General features: G+C 57.7%; 20 protein-coding genes. 14 read left to right on the top strand and 6 right to left on the bottom strand.

The features are described 5' to 3' along the window. Positions 1 to 39 precede the first annotated feature (39 nt). From mutS to DYL61_RS14900, 3 genes are all read right to left on the bottom strand, one after another. Positions 40 to 2,631 (bottom strand): DNA mismatch repair protein MutS, encoded by a 2,592-nt coding sequence (gene mutS / locus DYL61_RS14905; protein WP_135308937.1) that lies wholly within the window; start codon positions 2,629 to 2,631, stop codon positions 40 to 42. 162 nt (positions 2,632 to 2,793) lie between these two features. After that, the gene (locus DYL61_RS31280; RefSeq protein WP_167497966.1) at positions 2,794 to 2,961 is read right to left on the bottom strand and encodes a hypothetical protein; all 168 of its coding nucleotides are present in this window, start codon (positions 2,959 to 2,961) and stop codon (positions 2,794 to 2,796) included. Further along, positions 2,961 to 3,683, bottom strand: coding sequence for a zeta toxin family protein (locus tag DYL61_RS14900; protein ID WP_135308963.1), 723 nt, complete (start codon positions 3,681 to 3,683; stop codon positions 2,961 to 2,963). The genes DYL61_RS31280 and DYL61_RS14900 overlap by 1 nt, the downstream gene beginning before the upstream one ends. A gap of 187 nt (positions 3,684 to 3,870) precedes the next feature. On the opposite strand from DYL61_RS14900, the gene DYL61_RS14895 reads away from it, so the two are divergent. The 10 genes from DYL61_RS14895 (at position 3,871) to recX (ending at position 10,333) form a co-directional block, all read left to right on the top strand. Further along, the gene (locus DYL61_RS14895; protein ID WP_135308936.1) at positions 3,871 to 4,605 is read left to right on the top strand and encodes a LexA family transcriptional regulator; all 735 of its coding nucleotides are present in this window, start codon (positions 3,871 to 3,873) and stop codon (positions 4,603 to 4,605) included. A 595-nt stretch (positions 4,606 to 5,200) separates the two neighbouring features. After that, positions 5,201 to 5,530, top strand: coding sequence for a phage holin family protein (locus DYL61_RS14885; RefSeq protein ID WP_135308934.1), 330 nt, complete (start codon positions 5,201 to 5,203; stop codon positions 5,528 to 5,530). Between the two features lie 71 nt (positions 5,531 to 5,601). Beyond that, positions 5,602 to 5,793 carry a Com family DNA-binding transcriptional regulator gene (locus tag DYL61_RS14880; RefSeq protein ID WP_135308933.1) on the top strand — a complete coding sequence of 64 codons (192 nt, stop codon included), beginning with the start codon at positions 5,602 to 5,604 and terminating at the stop codon, positions 5,791 to 5,793. A 1-nt stretch (position 5,794) separates the two neighbouring features. Then, positions 5,795 to 6,709 (top strand): lipid II-degrading bacteriocin, encoded by a 915-nt coding sequence (locus DYL61_RS14875; protein WP_135308932.1) that lies wholly within the window; start codon positions 5,795 to 5,797, stop codon positions 6,707 to 6,709. A gap of 8 nt (positions 6,710 to 6,717) precedes the next feature. After that, positions 6,718 to 7,014 carry a hypothetical protein gene (locus tag DYL61_RS14870; RefSeq protein ID WP_135308931.1) on the top strand — a complete coding sequence of 99 codons (297 nt, stop codon included), beginning with the start codon at positions 6,718 to 6,720 and terminating at the stop codon, positions 7,012 to 7,014. Positions 7,015 to 7,125: 111 nt separating this feature from the next. Continuing rightward, entirely contained in the window at positions 7,126 to 7,677 is a 552-nt protein-coding gene (locus DYL61_RS14865; RefSeq protein ID WP_135308930.1) for a glycoside hydrolase family 19 protein, read from the top strand. Further along, the gene (locus tag DYL61_RS14860; protein ID WP_135308929.1) at positions 7,665 to 8,132 is read left to right on the top strand and encodes a lysis system i-spanin subunit Rz; all 468 of its coding nucleotides are present in this window, start codon (positions 7,665 to 7,667) and stop codon (positions 8,130 to 8,132) included. Before DYL61_RS14865 ends, DYL61_RS14860 begins: the two co-directional genes overlap by 13 nt. Positions 8,133 to 8,214: 82 nt before the next feature. Further along, entirely contained in the window at positions 8,215 to 8,715 is a 501-nt protein-coding gene (locus DYL61_RS14855) for a CinA family protein (protein WP_135308928.1), read from the top strand. An 83-nt stretch (positions 8,716 to 8,798) separates the two neighbouring features. Then, the gene (gene recA / locus DYL61_RS14850) at positions 8,799 to 9,857 is read left to right on the top strand and encodes a recombinase RecA (protein ID WP_135308927.1); all 1,059 of its coding nucleotides are present in this window, start codon (positions 8,799 to 8,801) and stop codon (positions 9,855 to 9,857) included. Positions 9,858 to 9,865: 8 nt separating this feature from the next. After that, entirely contained in the window at positions 9,866 to 10,333 is a 468-nt protein-coding gene (gene recX / locus DYL61_RS14845) for a recombination regulator RecX (RefSeq protein WP_135308926.1), read from the top strand. A gap of 212 nt (positions 10,334 to 10,545) precedes the next feature. Here recX and DYL61_RS14840 read toward each other — a convergent pair whose 3' ends face one another. Further along, positions 10,546 to 11,658: an LOG family protein gene (locus DYL61_RS14840; protein ID WP_135308925.1), complete on the bottom strand. Its 1,113-nt coding sequence runs from the start codon at positions 11,656 to 11,658 to the stop codon at positions 10,546 to 10,548. 291 nt (positions 11,659 to 11,949) lie between these two features. Further along, positions 11,950 to 12,390, bottom strand: coding sequence for a PA3611 family quorum-sensing-regulated virulence factor (locus DYL61_RS14835; protein WP_135308924.1), 441 nt, complete (start codon positions 12,388 to 12,390; stop codon positions 11,950 to 11,952). Positions 12,391 to 12,569: 179 nt separating this feature from the next. Between DYL61_RS14835 and DYL61_RS14830 the strand changes: the two genes are divergently transcribed. The 3 genes from DYL61_RS14830 (at position 12,570) to DYL61_RS14820 (ending at position 14,526) form a co-directional block, all read left to right on the top strand. Further along, a complete protein-coding gene (locus DYL61_RS14830) occupies positions 12,570 to 13,289 on the top strand; it encodes a tRNA-uridine aminocarboxypropyltransferase (RefSeq protein WP_135308923.1) in 720 nt (239 codons plus the stop codon). Positions 13,290 to 13,437: 148 nt separating this feature from the next. Continuing rightward, complete coding sequence (gene erdR / locus DYL61_RS14825; RefSeq protein ID WP_135308922.1) at positions 13,438 to 14,088, top strand: response regulator transcription factor ErdR; 651 nt, start codon at positions 13,438 to 13,440, stop codon at positions 14,086 to 14,088. 69 nt (positions 14,089 to 14,157) lie between these two features. Further along, positions 14,158 to 14,526 carry a diacylglycerol kinase gene (locus tag DYL61_RS14820; protein ID WP_176159775.1) on the top strand — a complete coding sequence of 123 codons (369 nt, stop codon included), beginning with the start codon at positions 14,158 to 14,160 and terminating at the stop codon, positions 14,524 to 14,526. Positions 14,527 to 14,529: 3 nt separating this feature from the next. Here the strand turns inward: DYL61_RS14820 and DYL61_RS14815 are convergent, their stop codons facing one another. After that, positions 14,530 to 15,456: a LysR family transcriptional regulator gene (locus DYL61_RS14815; RefSeq protein WP_003189054.1), complete on the bottom strand. Its 927-nt coding sequence runs from the start codon at positions 15,454 to 15,456 to the stop codon at positions 14,530 to 14,532. Positions 15,457 to 15,579: 123 nt separating this feature from the next. Between DYL61_RS14815 and fpr the strand changes: the two genes are divergently transcribed. Beyond that, positions 15,580 to 16,359 (top strand): ferredoxin-NADP reductase, encoded by a 780-nt coding sequence (gene fpr / locus DYL61_RS14810; RefSeq protein WP_003231344.1) that lies wholly within the window; start codon positions 15,580 to 15,582, stop codon positions 16,357 to 16,359. Position 16,360: the final 1 nt, after the last annotated feature.

Raw genomic sequence — 16,360 nt, 5'->3', positions numbered from 1 at the left:
CAAACCGCGCGAGAGTCTACCAGCTTGCAAGCGTCAGCGTTATATCCGAACCTTCAGTGCATATAACATTTCGAGCGCTTTGCGCGGCGTCAAGTCGTCCAAGTCAAGCTTAGCCAACTCTTCCAGCACTGGATGAGGCAGGCTGGCGAACATATCGCTCTGGTGTGGCGCAGCGGGTTTGCTCGAGGCTTTAGCCGGGCTGGCCACCACGGTTTCATGGGGCAAAGCGGTGGTTTCCAGGCGGCTGAGGTGTTCGCGGGCGCGGGTGATAACTTCATTTGGCACGCCGGCCAACTGGGCAACGGCCAGGCCGTAGCTCTGGCTGGCCGGTCCAGGCAGCACGTGGTGCAGGAACACGATGCGCTCGTTGTGCTCGGTGGCATTGAGATGCACATTCGCCACCAGCGGTTCGCTTTCCGGCAACACGGTCAGTTCGAAGTAGTGGGTGGCAAACAGCGTATACGCCCGCAGATGCGCCAAACGTTCGGCCGCTGCCCAGGCCAGGGACAAACCGTCGAAAGTACTGGTGCCGCGACCCACTTCGTCCATCAGCACCAGGCTGCGTTCGGTGGCGTTGTGCAGGATGTTGGCGGTTTCGCTCATTTCCACCATAAAGGTCGAACGACCACCGGCCAGGTCATCACTGGAACCGATACGGGTGAAAATGCGGTCCACTAGCGACAACTCACAACTGGCCGCCGGCACGAAGCTGCCGATATGCGCCAGCAGCACGATCAATGCGGTCTGACGCATGTAGGTGGATTTACCGCCCATGTTCGGACCAGTAATCACCAGCATGCGAGTGTCGTCATCCAGCGACAGGTCGTTGGCGACGAACGGCGTGGTCAGCACTTGCTCCACCACTGGGTGACGCCCTTGCACGATGCGCATGCACGGCTCGCTCACAAAGCGCGGGCAGTTCAGATCTAGGTTCAGTGCACGTTCGGCAAGGTTGCTCAGCACATCCAATTCGGCCAGAGCGGCAGCAGTGTCCTGCAGCGGCGCCAGTTGGCTGATCAAGTCCTCAAGCAAGGCCTCATACAACATCTTTTCACGAGCCAGGGCACGGCTCTTGGCCGACAGTGCCTTGTCTTCGAACTCTTTGAGCTCCGGCGTGATAAAGCGCTCGGCGCCCTTGAGGGTCTGCCGACGTTGATAATCGATCGGTGCCGATTCGGCCTGCTTGCTTGGCAACTCGATAAAGTAGCCATGCACGCGGTTGTAGCCGACTTTCAGGTTGGCCAGGCCAGTACGGGCTTTTTCGCGGGCTTCCAGGTCGATCAGGAACTGCCCGGCGTTTTCGCTCAGGGCTTGCAGTTCGTCCAGCTCGCTGTCGTAACCGGTCTTCAGCACGCCGCCATCACGGATGATCGCCGGCGGGTTGTCGATGATGGCTTTTTCCAGCAACGCCGCCAGTTCAGGATAGGTGCTGGCGATCACGGCGAGTTGTTGCAAGTGCGGCGTGTCCAGTTCGGTCATCGCTGCTTGCAACTGAGGCAGGGCACCGAGAGCATCACGCAGGCGCGCCAAGTCACGGGGCCGCGCATTACGCAGGCCGATCCGCGCCAGGATGCGCTCGATATCGCCGATTTCCTTCAACTGCGGTTGCAGTTTCTCGAAGCGATAACCGTCCAGCAGACAGGTAATAGACGACTGACGCGCTTGCAGCACGTTCAGATCCCGCAACGGGCGGTTCAGCCAGCGCGTCAGCAAACGGCTGCCCATGGCGGTCTGGCAACGGTCGACCACCGATTGCAGGGTGTTGTCGCGCCCGCCCGCCAGGTTGGTGTCCAATTCCAGGTTGCGCCGGCTGGCGCCATCAAGCACCACGGTATCGTCCAGGCGCTCGTGACGCAGGCTGCGCAAATGCGGCAGGGCAGTGCGCTGTGTTTCCTTCGCGTAGCTGAGCAGGCAACCGGCGGCGCCGATAGCCAGGGTCAGGGTTTCGCAGCCGAAGCCTTTAAGGTCCTGCACGGAGAATTGCTGGCACAGGCTTTTCAGCGCCGAGTCACGCTCGAAATCCCACGGCGCACGGCGCTTGGTCCCACGGCGTTTTTCTGCCGGCAGGTCCTTGGGCCAGTCATCCGGAATCAACAATTCCACCGGATTGATGCGCTCAAGCTCCGCCAGCAGGTTCTCCCAGCCCTTGATCTCCAGCACGCTGAAATTGCCGCTGGTGATATCCAGCACCGACAGCCCAAACAGGCGCTCATCGCCCAGCACAGCGGCGATGAGGTTATCGCGGCGCTCATCCAGCAGCGCTTCATCACTCACCGTCCCCGGCGTAATGATGCGCACCACCTGACGTTCCACCGGCCCTTTGCTCGTAGCCGGGTCGCCGATCTGCTCACAGATCACCACCGACTCGCCCAGCTTCACCAGCTTGACCAGGTAACCTTCCAATGAGTGATAAGGAATCCCACACATCGGAATCGACTGCCCCGCCGACTGCCCGCGCGCGGTCAAGGTGATGTCCAGCAACTTGGCGGCCTTCTTCGCGTCTTCGTAGAAGATCTCGTAGAAGTCGCCCATGCGATAGAACATCAACTGATCAGGGTGCTGGTTTTTCAGGCGCCAGTACTGCTGCATCATCGGGGTGTGGGAGGACAGATCGGAAGTGTTCTTACTCATCAGATAGTTAGCAAATTCGTTGAAAGGAGTGGGGCAAAGGTGGGGCATTCGGCCCGGCGATTTTGCGATGGCGGCAAGGTTAACACGCGAGGTCGGGGGGAAACATTGACCCAATAAAAAGCCCGACGTTGGGCCGGGCTTCAATAAGTAGTTTGAATACAATCAGGTTCGTTTTGCCTCAGCCTTCATCATCACGAGGTTCTGTTGCTTGGTTGCCTCGGTGAGTACTTCGCTGTAAACACGCTTTTTCTGATCGGATTTTGCGTCACGAATAAAGTCGGCAAAAGAGCTTTTCACCCCTTTGGACAAGCCAAGCTTGATCGAAATCATCAATGCGCTCCTGATAGTGGCCCGAGTTTGGTTTCTAGATCGGCCCGCGTGTGCTGCTCGGGGATATGGTAGTCAATCTTATCGACACCAGCTTTGTACAGTCGTCCGGAATTGTCGATGTGCTTGATGAGCAAGTCCACGTGAACATCGCTCCCGTACTCTAGCTTAAGGGCGTTCACTACGTCACGCGCAGCGAAATACTGCTCGATGAAATGCTCCCTACGAATTCTCCTGCCCTCAGCTTCCTCACGTGCCTGCACAAAATCCCAAGCAAGCATCGGATTTTGATAGACATACAAAATTTGTACGAACCTTCCTTTTTTCAATGAGCGCTCAACATTTCTTCTGGCGACCTTAAGGTTCGAAAGCGTGCCATCGAGAAGAAAGGACTGCCGCTGGTCCAAGGCGTGGTCAATTATCTTTTCAACCAGAATCGATACGCCGCTTTGGAATAGCCACGAATTTGCTCCCTGGTAAGCGGCAAACTCATTGCGGAGTTCATCAGGATCGATTCTTAGAATGGGCGTGTCAGCGAATAGGCTCACAAGAGCTATGGAAGCCTCTGTTTTCCCAGCACCAGGCGATCCAGCCATGAAGACGGATACTGGTGACTCCTCTGATGGATAGATGCTGGTGTCTGTCAGGCGCCTGGCAATTGACTTTTTATTTGAGCGAGCAAAGCGTAGAGCATCTTCTGCAATCTCAATCTCTACCGGAGTCATTCTGCCAGTCTTGGGAAATGCGGCCTGTTTCATCAAACATCCCCATCTATTGCTGTGGTGTTAGGCAGGCTATCACGAGGTTACAGCCTCTTTGCTGGCCGAAACTTCACCTAATACAATCTGACTTGCGCATAAATATGCAATTTAGCATTTGCCAACCCCCCAAACCCCCGTCACTATCCGCGCTATGCAAAAACGCAACGTTTCTATCGTCATACGTGAGCTGCTCGACCGCGACCGGATCTCCCCCACGGAGCTGCACCGGCGGACTGGCGTGCCTCAATCCACACTGTCCCGGATCCTCAGCGGCAAGATCGTTGATCCGTCGGACAAGCATATCTCCCGCATCGCCGAGTATTTTCGCGTGAGCACCGACCAGCTACGCGGGCGCGTGGCGCTGGGTGTTTCGCGCGAAGACGCACGTGACCCGATGCATTCGGAACTCAAGGACATAAGCCTGTGGGACGACGACACCCCCGTGAATGATGACGAGGTGTCGATCCCCTTTCTGCGCGAGGTTGAATTGGCTGCTGGATCAGGAAGATTCGTCATCGAGGAAAGCGAGAAAGCCAGCCTGCGGTTCGGCAAGCGCAGCCTGCGGCATAACGGTGTGCAGTTTGACCAGGCCAAGTGCGTGACGGTGCGCGGCAACAGTATGTTGCCGGTGCTGCGGGACGGCGCGACGGTCGGGGTGAATGCGGGCAAGAGTGGGATTGGCGATATCGTGGATGGCGACTTGTACGCCATCAATCACAACGGCCAACTGCGGGTAAAACAGCTCTATCGCCTGCCTTCCGGGATTCGCCTGCGCAGTTTCAACCGCGATGAGCACCCGGACGAGGACTACAGCTTCCAGGAGATCCAGGATGAACAGATCAGCATCCTCGGTCATGTGTTCTGGTGGGGCATGTACGCCCGTTAACTTCATTACGTAAGACAAAGCCCGCCGTTGCGCGGGCTTTTTTTCGCCTGTCAAAAACTGCCAATCCCCTTGCCTGCAAGGCTCTAAATGCACTGATGCATTTGTCTGGTGAAAATAAATGCATTTATGCATTGACTGTATATCCATACATACCTATTCTCCATCTCAAGCCAGCCAACAAGGCCTGGTGGAGGTGGCAAGGATGCTGCCAAGGAAGACAAGGACGGCACGCAACATCGGCAAGGACGCCATCAGAGCGATGGCAAGGACGCCAGGCAACACCGGCAAGGATGCCGACGCTCTTTAGTTTTACGGCAACACAAAAACAGGCAGCGATGAACCGGCCTCAACGGTTCAGAGGGTTGGCAACTGACCCGGGTGTGCAGCGTAAAGCACCAGAAGCAGTTATCCGGCAGACAGGGATCGTGGTCGGAAAAACATCGAGGAAAGATCCGTACCGCGCCAGTTGCGCCGAAAGATTGAGGACATCATTACTGAAAAGCCCGGGCAGCCGGGCTTTTTGGAATGCCTACCTACACACGGAAGTAGTTAAAACCCGGCACGTTGCCGGCATTGCTCAGCCAGGAGGCGTGACATGACAAACGAGCAGCAAGCGTTAGCGGAAATGCCTATCTGGCTGGTGATCGTACTGGCCTTGATCGGCGGGGTCAGTGGTGAAATGTGGCGCGCCGACAAGGAGGGCGCCCGCGGTTGGTCGCTGGTGCGGCGCCTGGCCCTGCGGTCTGGGGCGTGCATGGTCTGCGGGGTTTCGGCATTGATGCTGTGCTACGCCGCCGGCATGTCGATCTGGACCGCCGGCGCCATTGGTTGCCTCACCGCCATGGCCGGTGCGGATGTCGCCATTGGCCTTTATGAACGTTGGGCGGCCAAGCGCATCGGGGTCAATGAGCCGGATCAGCAGTAGCCAATGCAGGGGTTCGCTCAAGAGCCGGTTTCAAGGCGCTTCCTGGATGGCTCAATAAAAGGACTTAGGTGATGTTGGACGAATTTCGATGTGGCAAGTGCAATCGGCTTCTCGCTCGAACGGGTGGGTTCACCGAGCTCCAGGTGAAGTGTTCCCGGTGCGGAACGTTAAATCATGTGAAGGCCGCGAGCCTCGACGTATCGCCGTTGAGCGACATGAGCGCGCAATCCTGCGCGACCATTTATCCAACTCAAAGGGTCTGACATGACAATCGAACTTGCTCCTACTTACGTGTATCCCGACCAACCTGGCGTCTCTAGCGAGTTTTCGCTGAACGCAGACTGGGATCTAGAATTTATCAACCTACCCTCGGCCCAGGCCGAGGTTGAATTTATCGGCGGGGCAGCACGGAACATGCTGCTCAATGGCGAAGCGCTTTGTGAAGCTGCGGCGGTTGGCGACAGCATTGCGGTAATGATCGAAGCGTTCAAAGGCCTCAGCGTCAAGGACGAAATGAGCGTACTCCAGCAACTCAAAGTCCACTGCGAAGCGGCGGTGACATTGCTGCAAACCTATGCGAGTTATCACGGTGCGCCCTACTACCTGGGTAACGGCCGAGGTGCTTACATTGAACCCGCGTGGGGCAGCCTGCTTTATTCGGGCCCTATTACCTATGAAAAGCCATTTCGAACCCATGCGATCGATTTTTACGGCACACCTCTGATGCCGTTGGCTGCCATCGGTTATTGGATTTTTGGTGGCGGCCAACAGCGCAACGTGCATGTAAGCTCATTGAACCTACAGATGCTTGCCCGTGATTTTCAGCCAATCGCCTCGCTGCTCAACGATGCCGGTAACGTCGGGCATTTTGAAATCAATGCCCCCTTCAGCTACAACGTTTTCGACAAGGCACCCATCGATGTACCGGCGGCGGGCATGTTGGGCCGAGTGTCCGGCAACGTTAAAGGGGTGCTTGATATCCAGCCTGATGGCACTTATACGTTTAGCGGAAGCTACTCGTTGAATAGTGACTTCTACGATGCTGACAAAAGCAATCGCACCTGGGCGCAGGAAGCACTCACCACGTTTCTGAAGGGGCTCGGTGAGGCGTTCGGGCATACGGATTACTACATTAATATCCTGGGTGAGCAAGCCGTCCAGTTCTCAGGGACAAGGTAAGGATTTCGGTGAAAAAGGTTTTTGGATTTCTCGTGTTGCTTGGGGGCAGCGCCGTTCTGGGTGGCTGCGAAAACGAACAACCGCATCAGAACTGCTCGGGAAAGGGAGAGGCTTTTTTCACCGAATCTTTGGATGCGTATTTTGTTGAACATCCGCAAGCGAACGGTGGGGGGCATTACGCACTCCAGTCGGGTGCTCGTTACGACGAGATCAATGATTGGTGGATCGTGCCGTTTGACTTTGGTAACAAGCAAGCTCAAGCGTTATTGAGCTGCGACGGCCACCTGGAAATAAGCCTGCGGTAAAGCGTTCAATCGATACCCCATCAAGCCGCTGAGTTTTTTACGTAATCCCTAACCAGGCCCCGCTCGCATGCGGGGCTTTTTTATGGCGTCAGGTGCAGGAGGCAAATTCCGATGCTGGTTAAACAACTTCAGGCCGTTATGCCAAGCGCTGGTTATCGAGCGGCAATTTTCATCGAGGTACTGAATGTTGCAATGGCGCTCTATCGAATCAATACGCCAAAGCGCATAGCGGCTTTTCTCGCTCAAATCGGCCACGAATCCGCAGAACTGCGCTACGTGCGCGAGTTGGGCGATGACCAATCCCTCAGTCAATACGATACGGGCCTGTTGGCCGCTCGCTTAGGCAATACTCCCGAGGAGGACGGCGATGGACAAAGGTATCGGGGCAGAGGGTTGATCCAGATTACGGGTCGTCGCAATTACTTAGCCTGTAGCCAGGCGTTGTTTGGCGATGATCGCTTGTTACGAGAGCCGGAGTTACTTGAACAAGCGCGCTGGGCGGCTGACTCCGCCGCCTGGTTCTGGCAGAGCAATGGTTTGAATGAGCTGGCTGACAAGGATGAGTTCATGACCATCACCCGGCGTATCAACGGTGGGCTTAATGGCCTGGAGGAGCGTTTGCGGCTGTGGGCGCGGGCGAAGGCAGTACTATGCGTTTCCTAGCGCGCTGGCGACTGATCTGCGTTGGTCTGCTGATCGCATTTACCTGGCAAGTGCAGGCGTGGCGGTACGGGGCGCAGATCGAGGGCGAGTCGGCTGCACAGGCACAGGCTGCGTTGCACCAACAGCAGGCGGAACACCACAAACGCCAGGCGCTGGAGCAACAACTCAGCGCCAGCGACCAACAACATGCCAGGGAGTTGAACGATGCCCAACGTCTGCAAGCTGCTCTGCGCGAGCGCCTGGCCACTGCTGATGTGCGGTTGTCAGTCCTTCTCGACGCTGCCGACGGCTGCTCAGTGCCAGCCTCCACCCCCGGCAGCATGGTTCATGCAGCCCCGCGAGCCCGACTTGACCCGGCGCATGCTCAACGAATTATCGGCATCACCGACGACGGCGACAACGCAGTGATTGCCCTGCGTGCTTGCCAGGCGTATGTGCGTGCCATCGCCCGTTAGTATCTTGATCCAGTCTGTCGCTTGCTTGTCCGATTTGCTCCTGTAGGGTAGGCAAACCCCCCGCGTACTTCTGGAGACGACCGTGAAGGAAATCACTCAACTGGCTGCCGAATTGGGTCGCCGTCTACAGGTGCTCAATGCCCATGTCACTACGGCCGAGTCCTGTACCGGCGGCGGTATCGCAGAGGCCATCACGCGAATCCCGGGGAGTTCTGCCTGGTTCGAGGCGGGCTACGTCACCTATTCCAATCGACAGAAGACCAGGCAGTTGAATGTGCCGGAAACCTTGTTTCCGAAAGTTGGGGCCGTCAGCCAGGAAGTGGTGGAGGCGATGGTGCGTGGCGCCCAGGACAAAAGCCTGGCGCGGTTTGCCGTGGCGGTCAGCGGAGTGGCCGGGCCGGATGGTGGTTCGCCGGACAAGCCGGTGGGCACTGTATGGCTCGCGTTTGGTGTTGGCGACGAAGTGACGGCCGAGCTCCAGCACTTCCCCGGCACTCGCGATGAGGTCCGCCGACAAACGGTAAAGGCCGCGCTAGAGGGCTTGTTGCGACGAGCTGCAGCAGAAATAGAAAATCAGGGGTAGGCGATTCCGGATCTTTGTGGAACAATACTGTCTACTTATACAGGTGTTGGCCGTCAGGCCTTATTGATTACGTGAGGACTTTAATGGACGACAACAAGAAGAAAGCCTTGGCTGCGGCCCTGGGTCAGATCGAACGTCAATTCGGCAAGGGTGCCGTAATGCGTATGGGCGATCACGACCGTCAGGCGATCCCGGCTATTTCCACTGGCTCTCTGGGCCTGGACATCGCCCTCGGCATTGGCGGCCTGCCAAAAGGCCGTATCGTTGAAATCTACGGTCCGGAATCTTCCGGTAAAACCACCCTGACCCTGTCGGTGATCGCCCAGGCGCAGAAAATGGGCGCGACCTGCGCGTTCGTCGATGCCGAGCACGCCCTGGACCCTGAATACGCCGGCAAGCTGGGCGTCAACGTCGACGACCTGCTGGTTTCCCAGCCGGACACCGGTGAGCAAGCCCTGGAAATCACCGACATGCTGGTGCGCTCCAACGCTATCGACGTGATCGTGGTCGACTCCGTGGCTGCCCTGGTACCGAAAGCTGAAATCGAAGGCGAAATGGGTGACATGCACGTGGGCCTGCAGGCTCGTCTGATGTCCCAAGCGCTGCGTAAAATCACCGGTAACATCAAGAATGCCAACTGCCTGGTTATTTTCATCAACCAGATCCGTATGAAAATCGGCGTGATGTTCGGCAGCCCGGAAACCACCACCGGCGGTAACGCGCTGAAGTTCTACGCTTCGGTCCGTCTGGATATCCGTCGTACTGGTGCGGTGAAAGAAGGTGACGAGGTTGTCGGTAGCGAAACCCGCGTTAAAGTCGTGAAGAACAAAGTGGCCCCGCCTTTCCGTCAGGCGGAGTTCCAGATTCTCTACGGCAAGGGTATCTACCTGAACGGCGAGATGATTGACCTGGGCGTACTGCACGGCTTCGTCGAGAAGTCCGGCGCCTGGTATGCCTACAACGGCAGCAAGATCGGTCAGGGCAAAGCCAACTCGGCCAAGTTCCTGGCAGAAAACCCGGATATCGCCGCCACGCTTGAGAAGCAGATTCGCGACAAGCTGTTGAGCGCAGCGCCTGATGTTAAGGCTGCTGCCAACCGTGAGCAGGTTGAAGAAGTCGAAGAAGCTGATTCTGATATCTGATTTCAACGATGACAGTTGTACTGGATACACTCGTCGCCGTTCGGCGCACTGCAATGGACCTGCTCGCTCGCCGCGAGCATGGTCGAGTCGAGCTGACGCGTAAGCTGCGTCAGCGCGGCGCAGAACCCGAGATGATCGAAACCGCCCTTGACCGTTTGACGGAAGAAGGGTTGTTGTCGGAATCCCGTTACCTCGAAAGCTTTGTCTCCTATCGAGCCCGCTCTGGCTACGGCCCGGCGCGGATTCGCGAAGAATTGAGCCAGCGCGGCCTTCAACGTGCTGATATTGATCTGGCCCTGCGTGAAAGCGGAATCAGTTGGCAGTCGCAGTTGGAAGACACCTGGCGCCGCAAGTTCTCTGGTCATCTGCCGATTGATGCCAAAGAGCGCGCGAAACAGGGACGCTTTCTGAGTTATCGCGGTTTTTCGATGGAGATGATCAGCCGCCTACTGAGCGGCCGGGATATGGACGATTGAACATCGGAGATTGTGCTGTTGTAGTGAGCGGGCTTGTCCCGCGCTGGGTGGCGAAGCCGCCCCAAAACCAGACTCCACGTTATACCTGATACTCCGCGGCGGCCTTATTGGGGCGGCTTCGCCACCCAGCGCGGGACAAGCCCGCTCACTACAAAAAGCCCCGCCTGCATTACTGCAGGCGGGGCTTTTTTATTTGCGAAAAAACTAAAAAATTACGCCGGCTCCGGCGTCACCCGCTGCTGCGCCTTCCCCTGAGCCTGCACCCAGTTCTCCGGCAAGTTGATGTAATCCACCAACTCCCGCAGTCGGCCCTGGTCACGACCATTGAAGTTGAACACCAACCGCGTCAAATGGCTGAACTCCGGCCCATCATGCTCCTCACCCGTATACGTAAGCTGCTGGAACTCCCCGCTTAACCGCAAGCTCGCAAACTCACTCTGCAAATGGGCCAGTGCCCGATCGCTGAGCGGGTGATGCATGCGCACCACAAACTCACGTTTCAACCAACGGGTGGAATGGAAGTTGGCATAAAACCGATTGATCTCTTCCACTGCCTCTTCTGCGCTGTAGACCAAGCGCACCAGCTTGAGGTCGGTGGGCAGGATATAGCGATTGGCCTCCAGCTGGCTGCGGATAAAATCCAGGGCGCCTTGCCAGAACCCGCCGCCCGGTGCATCCAGCAGTACCACCGGAACCAGTGGGCTCTTGCCGGTCTGGATCAGGGTCAATACCTCAAGCGCTTCATCCAGCGTGCCGAAACCGCCCGGGCACAGCACCAGTGCATCGGCTTCCTTGACGAAGAACAGTTTGCGGGTGAAGAAAAAGTGGAAAGACAGCAGGTTCTCAGTACCGTCGATGGTCGGGTTGGCATGCTGCTCGAACGGCAGGGTGATATTGAACCCCAGGCTATGTTCCAGGCCAGCGCCTTCATGAGCTGCCGCCATGATCCCGCCGCCGCCGCCGGTGATCACCATCATGTCCGATTGCGCGAGTACCGCGCCCACTTCTCGGGCCAACGCGTACAGCGGGCTTTCGACCGGCGTACGGGCCGAGCCGAACACCGTGACTTTGCGGCGCCCTTTGAATTGTTCGAGTACACGGAAAGCGTTATCCAACTCGCGGATTGCTTGCAGGGTGATCTTGGCATTCCAGCGGCTGCGGTCGTCCTTCGCCATGCGCAGCACAGTCAGGATCATGTCGCGATACAAAGGGATATTCGGGCTGTTGGGAGCGATCAGTTGGAGTTGTGTTTCGACCTGCTGCGTGAGGTCGGCCCCGTTTTCTTCAAAAAGCTGGAGCAGGCGGTCATTCGGTTCGTAAGGCATTCAACGTCTCCTTCTTACAGGGCCCGGGTGGCCGACGAGCCATTCGCCGGAGCGACGACACTGCATGTGTCGCTGCTTGCCGCAGGGGGCAACCTTCTTTTGCCCTGAAATTGTTACAGAACAGCATGAGAAATCGCTGTGAATAAACGGTTGGGATGGCTTGATCATGGGCCGCAAAACCCTTGGCTGGCAACCACTTATTGGGCGCCTGTTACGCAGTTTAGCTGTCTGGAAGGACTTGAAGCGGAGGGCGTGCGCGCCACCGAACGGCAGCGCGCGAGGGTCAAACCGTTACTTTTTCTTCTTGGCTGCAGCAGGCGCCGGGCAATCGGCTTCGATGAATTTCACCGAGGCAACAGGGCGATTGGTCTTGTTCTCAGTGATTTCGTAGCGCATCACTGCACCTTTGGCCATCAGTTCGCGATAGCCCTTGTTCAGGCAGACGCTCTGGCCGAGTTGGAAATATACGGCCTTGGGGTTGGCGCGCATCTGCTCAGCGCGGTCTGGCTGTACGCTGAGATGATCGATCAATTGCATGCCTTCAACCGTGTAGGCCACTTCCAGGGTTTTTTCGTCGATTTCCCGGGGCAGGTCCTTGTTGCTTTCGGCCGCGACGCTTTGCAGCTTCCGGTTCATTTGGGCCTCCAGCAGCGAGGCCGCCTGGGCGCCGACGGGCAATACCAGCGCAAGCGCGATGGAGGGGGCGGCAAGACGCAGCATGGAACGCAGCATGAAACTCTCCTGATTCGGTTACTGGTGCATAGACCAGCCACTGCGCTGAGCGTTCAGTGGCGCGCAATTATAGGTGACCCCTTGCCACTACAGCCAGGCGTATCGCTGGTAAACTGCGGCCACTTAAGCCCTCCATGAGTTTTCACTGTGTCGATTTACCCGCCCCAACGGCGCAACCGATGAGCCACGCCGTCTCTCGCCTACGCACCCAGCGCCTGGCCCGTGCCGTCAGGCCGTTCCTCAATCGCGGTTCCCGTGCCGAACGCTGCCCTGGCTGTCGGGTGATCCCCGAGTATTGTCTTTGCGCCTGGCGGCCCAAGGTCGAGGCCCGTTCCGCGATGTGCCTGCTCATGCACGATGTCGAGCCGATGAAACCCAGTAACACGGGTTGGCTGATCGCCGATGTGATCGATGACACCACCGCGTTCGCCTGGTCGCGTACCGAAGTCGACCCGGCTTTGCTGACCTTGCTGGCCGACCCGCAGTGGCAGCCCTACATCGTGTTCCCCGGCGAATTTGTCGCGCCCGAGCGTGTGGTGAACGAAGTGAAGGTGGAGGAGGGCAAGCGCCCATTGTTCATCCTGCTTGACGGCACCTGGAGCGAAGCGCGCAAGATGTTTCGCAAAAGCCCGTATCTGGAGCATTTGCCGGTATTGAGCCTGGCGCCCGAGCAGCTGTCACGCTACAAGCTGCGCCGCTCCAAGCGCGATGATCATTTCTGTACGGCCGAAGTCGCTGCGCTGTGCCTGGAGCTGGCCGCCGACGATACTGCCAGCGAAGTGCTGGATGCCTACCTGGATGTATTCAGTACTCATTACCTGGCGGCGAAGTTCCAGTTGCCGTTGAACATGGAAGACAATGTTCATCAACGTCTTGCGCCCTATGTACCAGCGGTATAGCCAGACGACGTTTGCATGATGGCACCCAGAGCGCGTAACCCGCTAAAATGCCCACGGGCGTAGTGCTTGACCCCCAGGCTAACCGCCTTGTGTATTGGCGAACCCTGAACCCATCAGGGCTCCCATAAAAAACAGGATCATTTAATCAATGGCCACATACGAAATCCTGATAGCCGATGACCATCCGCTGTTTCGCAGCGCCCTGCATCAAGCAGTGACCCTGGGCCTTGGCCCGGACGTACGCCTGGTCGAAGTGGCCAGCATTGCCGAGCTGGAAGCCCGCCTCACCGAAAAATCCGACTGGGACCTGGTGCTGCTCGACCTGAACATGCCCGGCGCCTACGGTTTCTCGGGTCTGGTGTTGTTGCGCGGGCAGTATCCGCAGATTCCCGTGGTGATGGTCTCGGCCCAGGAAGAAGCCGACGTGGTGGTACGCTCCAAAGAGTTCGGTGCCAGCGGTTTCATCCCCAAGTCCAGCGCCATGGAAGACATCCAGAAAGCCGTGCGCACCGTGCTCGACGGCGATGTGTCCTGGCCGCCCCAGGCGTTTGAAGAAATCAACGTGTCCGACGATGCCAAGGCGGCGCGTGATGGCCTGGCCAGTCTGACGCCCCAGCAATTCCGCGTGCTGACCATGGTGTGTGAAGGCTTGTTGAACAAGCAGATTGCCTACGAGTTGAGCGTGTCGGAAGCGACCATCAAGGCCCACGTGACGGCGATCTTCCGCAAGCTGGGCGTGCGTACTCGCACCCAGGCGGCGCTGCTGTTGCAACAACTTGAGTCAATTTCGCAGCATTAAGATGGAACCGATTCACGCTTTTTTGACTTTGCGTGCTCTAGTTTCCCCACTCCTTTAGTTCAGTTGCCTATGTCTATGTCGCCTTTCAAGGGTCAAACCGGTATCAAACGGATCTTCAATGCGGGGGGCTATTCCCTGGACGGCCTGCGTGCGGCTTTTACCGGCGAGGCGGCTTTCCGTCAGTTGGTGTTGCTTAACGTCATCCTGATCCCGCTGAGCTTTTTCCTGCACGTCAGCCGCGTTGAGCGGGCGCTGTTGATTGCCGTGTGCCTGCTGGCGTTGATCGTTGAATTGCTCAACTCGGCGGTGGAAGCGGCGATTGACCGGATCTCCCTGGATCGCCATCCGCTGTCCAAGAACGCCAAGGACATGGGCAGCGCCGCGCAATTCGTGGCACTGACCATGATTACCCTGGTGTGGGCGGTGATCCTGATCTAAGACTCAGGCAATGCTCGGCAGTACGATCTCGTCGCTGCGCTGAACCCCGGCGGTGAAGGCGCGGCACAGTTCCAGGAACTCGCGCATTGCCGAGGTCTGGTACTTCTGTTTATGCCAGATGAAATAAAACTGCCGGGCCAGGTCCAGGTCCGGGGTTTCCACCGGCACCAGGCTGCCACGGCGGAATGCATCGCGCAGCGCCAGCCGGGAAATACAGCCAATCCCCAAGCCAGACTCCACCGCCCGCTTGATCGCCTCGGTGTGTTCCAACTCCAGGCGGATGTTCAGCGCGCTACGATGATGGCGCATGGCCTGGTCGAAGGTCAGGCGCGTGCCGGAACCTTGTTCCCGCAGGATCCACGCTTCGTGAGTCAACTCGTCCATCGTCGCCACGCCACGCTTGGCCAAGTGATGTTGCGGCGCGCAAAACACCACCAGTTCATCCTCCACCCAGGTTTGTACCTCGATATCCGGGTGGCTGCAGTCACCTTCGATTAGACCCAGATCAATTTCGTAATGGGCAACCTGATGCACGATATGCGCAGTGTTCTGCACATGCAGCTTCACCTGGCTCTCAGGATGTTGCTGCATGAAGCTGCCGATCAGCAGGGTGGCCAGGTAATTACCAATGGTCAGGGTGGCGCCGACTGCCAGGGAACCGAAGCCGGACTTGCCATTGAGCAAGTCTTCGATCTCCTTGGCCTGGTCCAGCAGCGCCACCGCCTGGGGCAGCAACTGATGACCGAGAGCGTTGAGGCTCAAGCGCTTGCCGGCACGGTCGAATAACTGGCAGCTGGACTGACGCTCCAGCTCGGTGATTGAGGTGCTGGCGGCGGATTGAGACAAGGCCAGAAGGCCAGCAGCACGGGAGACGCTTTCCTGCTGGGCGACGGCGACGAAGACTTGCAGTTGACGGAGAGTAAATCGCATATCTATATAACCGATAACCCTTATCTTAATAATTCAGTTAACAGATATTGTCGCCGCGATTAGAATGCGGTGCAATTGCGCACCTCACTACTGCGCAGACCCATTTCCAGGAGTCCCCCGTACATGAGCAACATGAACCACGAGCGTGTCCTCAGTGTTCATCACTGGAACGACACTCTGTTCAGCTTCAAGTGCACCCGCGATCCGGGCCTGCGCTTCGAGAACGGTCAGTTCGTGATGATCGGCCTGCAACAGCCCAACGGCCGCCCGCTCATGCGCGCTTACTCCATTGCCAGCCCGAACTGGGAAGAGCATCTGGAGTTCTTCAGCATCAAGGTGCCGGATGGCCCGCTGACTTCCCAATTGCAGCATTTGAAGGAAGGCGACGAGATCATCATCAGCAAAAAACCGACAGGCACCCTGGTGCTTGACGATTTGAAGCCGGGCAAACACCTGTACCTGCTCAGCACCGGTACTGGCCTCGCTCCATTTATGAGCGTGATCCAGGACCCGGAAACCTACGAGCGCTTTGAAAAAGTGATCCTGTGCCACGGCGTGCGTTACGTCAACGAAGTCGCTTATCGCGAGTTCATCACCGAGCACCTGCCGCAGAACGAATTCTTCGGCGAAGCGCTGCGTGACAAGTTGATCTACTACCCGACCGTGACCCGCGAGCCGTTCGAAAACGAAGGCCGCCTGACCGACCTGATGCGCAGCGGCAAGCTGTTCACCGACATCGGCCTGCCGCCGATCAACCCCGAAGACGACCGCGCCATGCTGTGCGGCAGCCCAAGCATGTTGGACGAGACCAGCGAAGTGCTGAACAGCTTCGGCCTGAAAGTTTCGCCACGGATGCGTGAGCCGGGTGACTACTTGATCGAGCGTGCGTTCGTCGAGAAATAAG

The sequence above is a fragment of the Pseudomonas nabeulensis genome, assembly GCF_004682045.1.
In the GTDB taxonomy this organism is placed as follows: domain Bacteria; phylum Pseudomonadota; class Gammaproteobacteria; order Pseudomonadales; family Pseudomonadaceae; genus Aquipseudomonas; species Aquipseudomonas nabeulensis.
The sequence above is the reverse complement of the archived record's forward strand: the minus strand, read 5'-3'. Positions and strand labels throughout refer to the sequence as shown.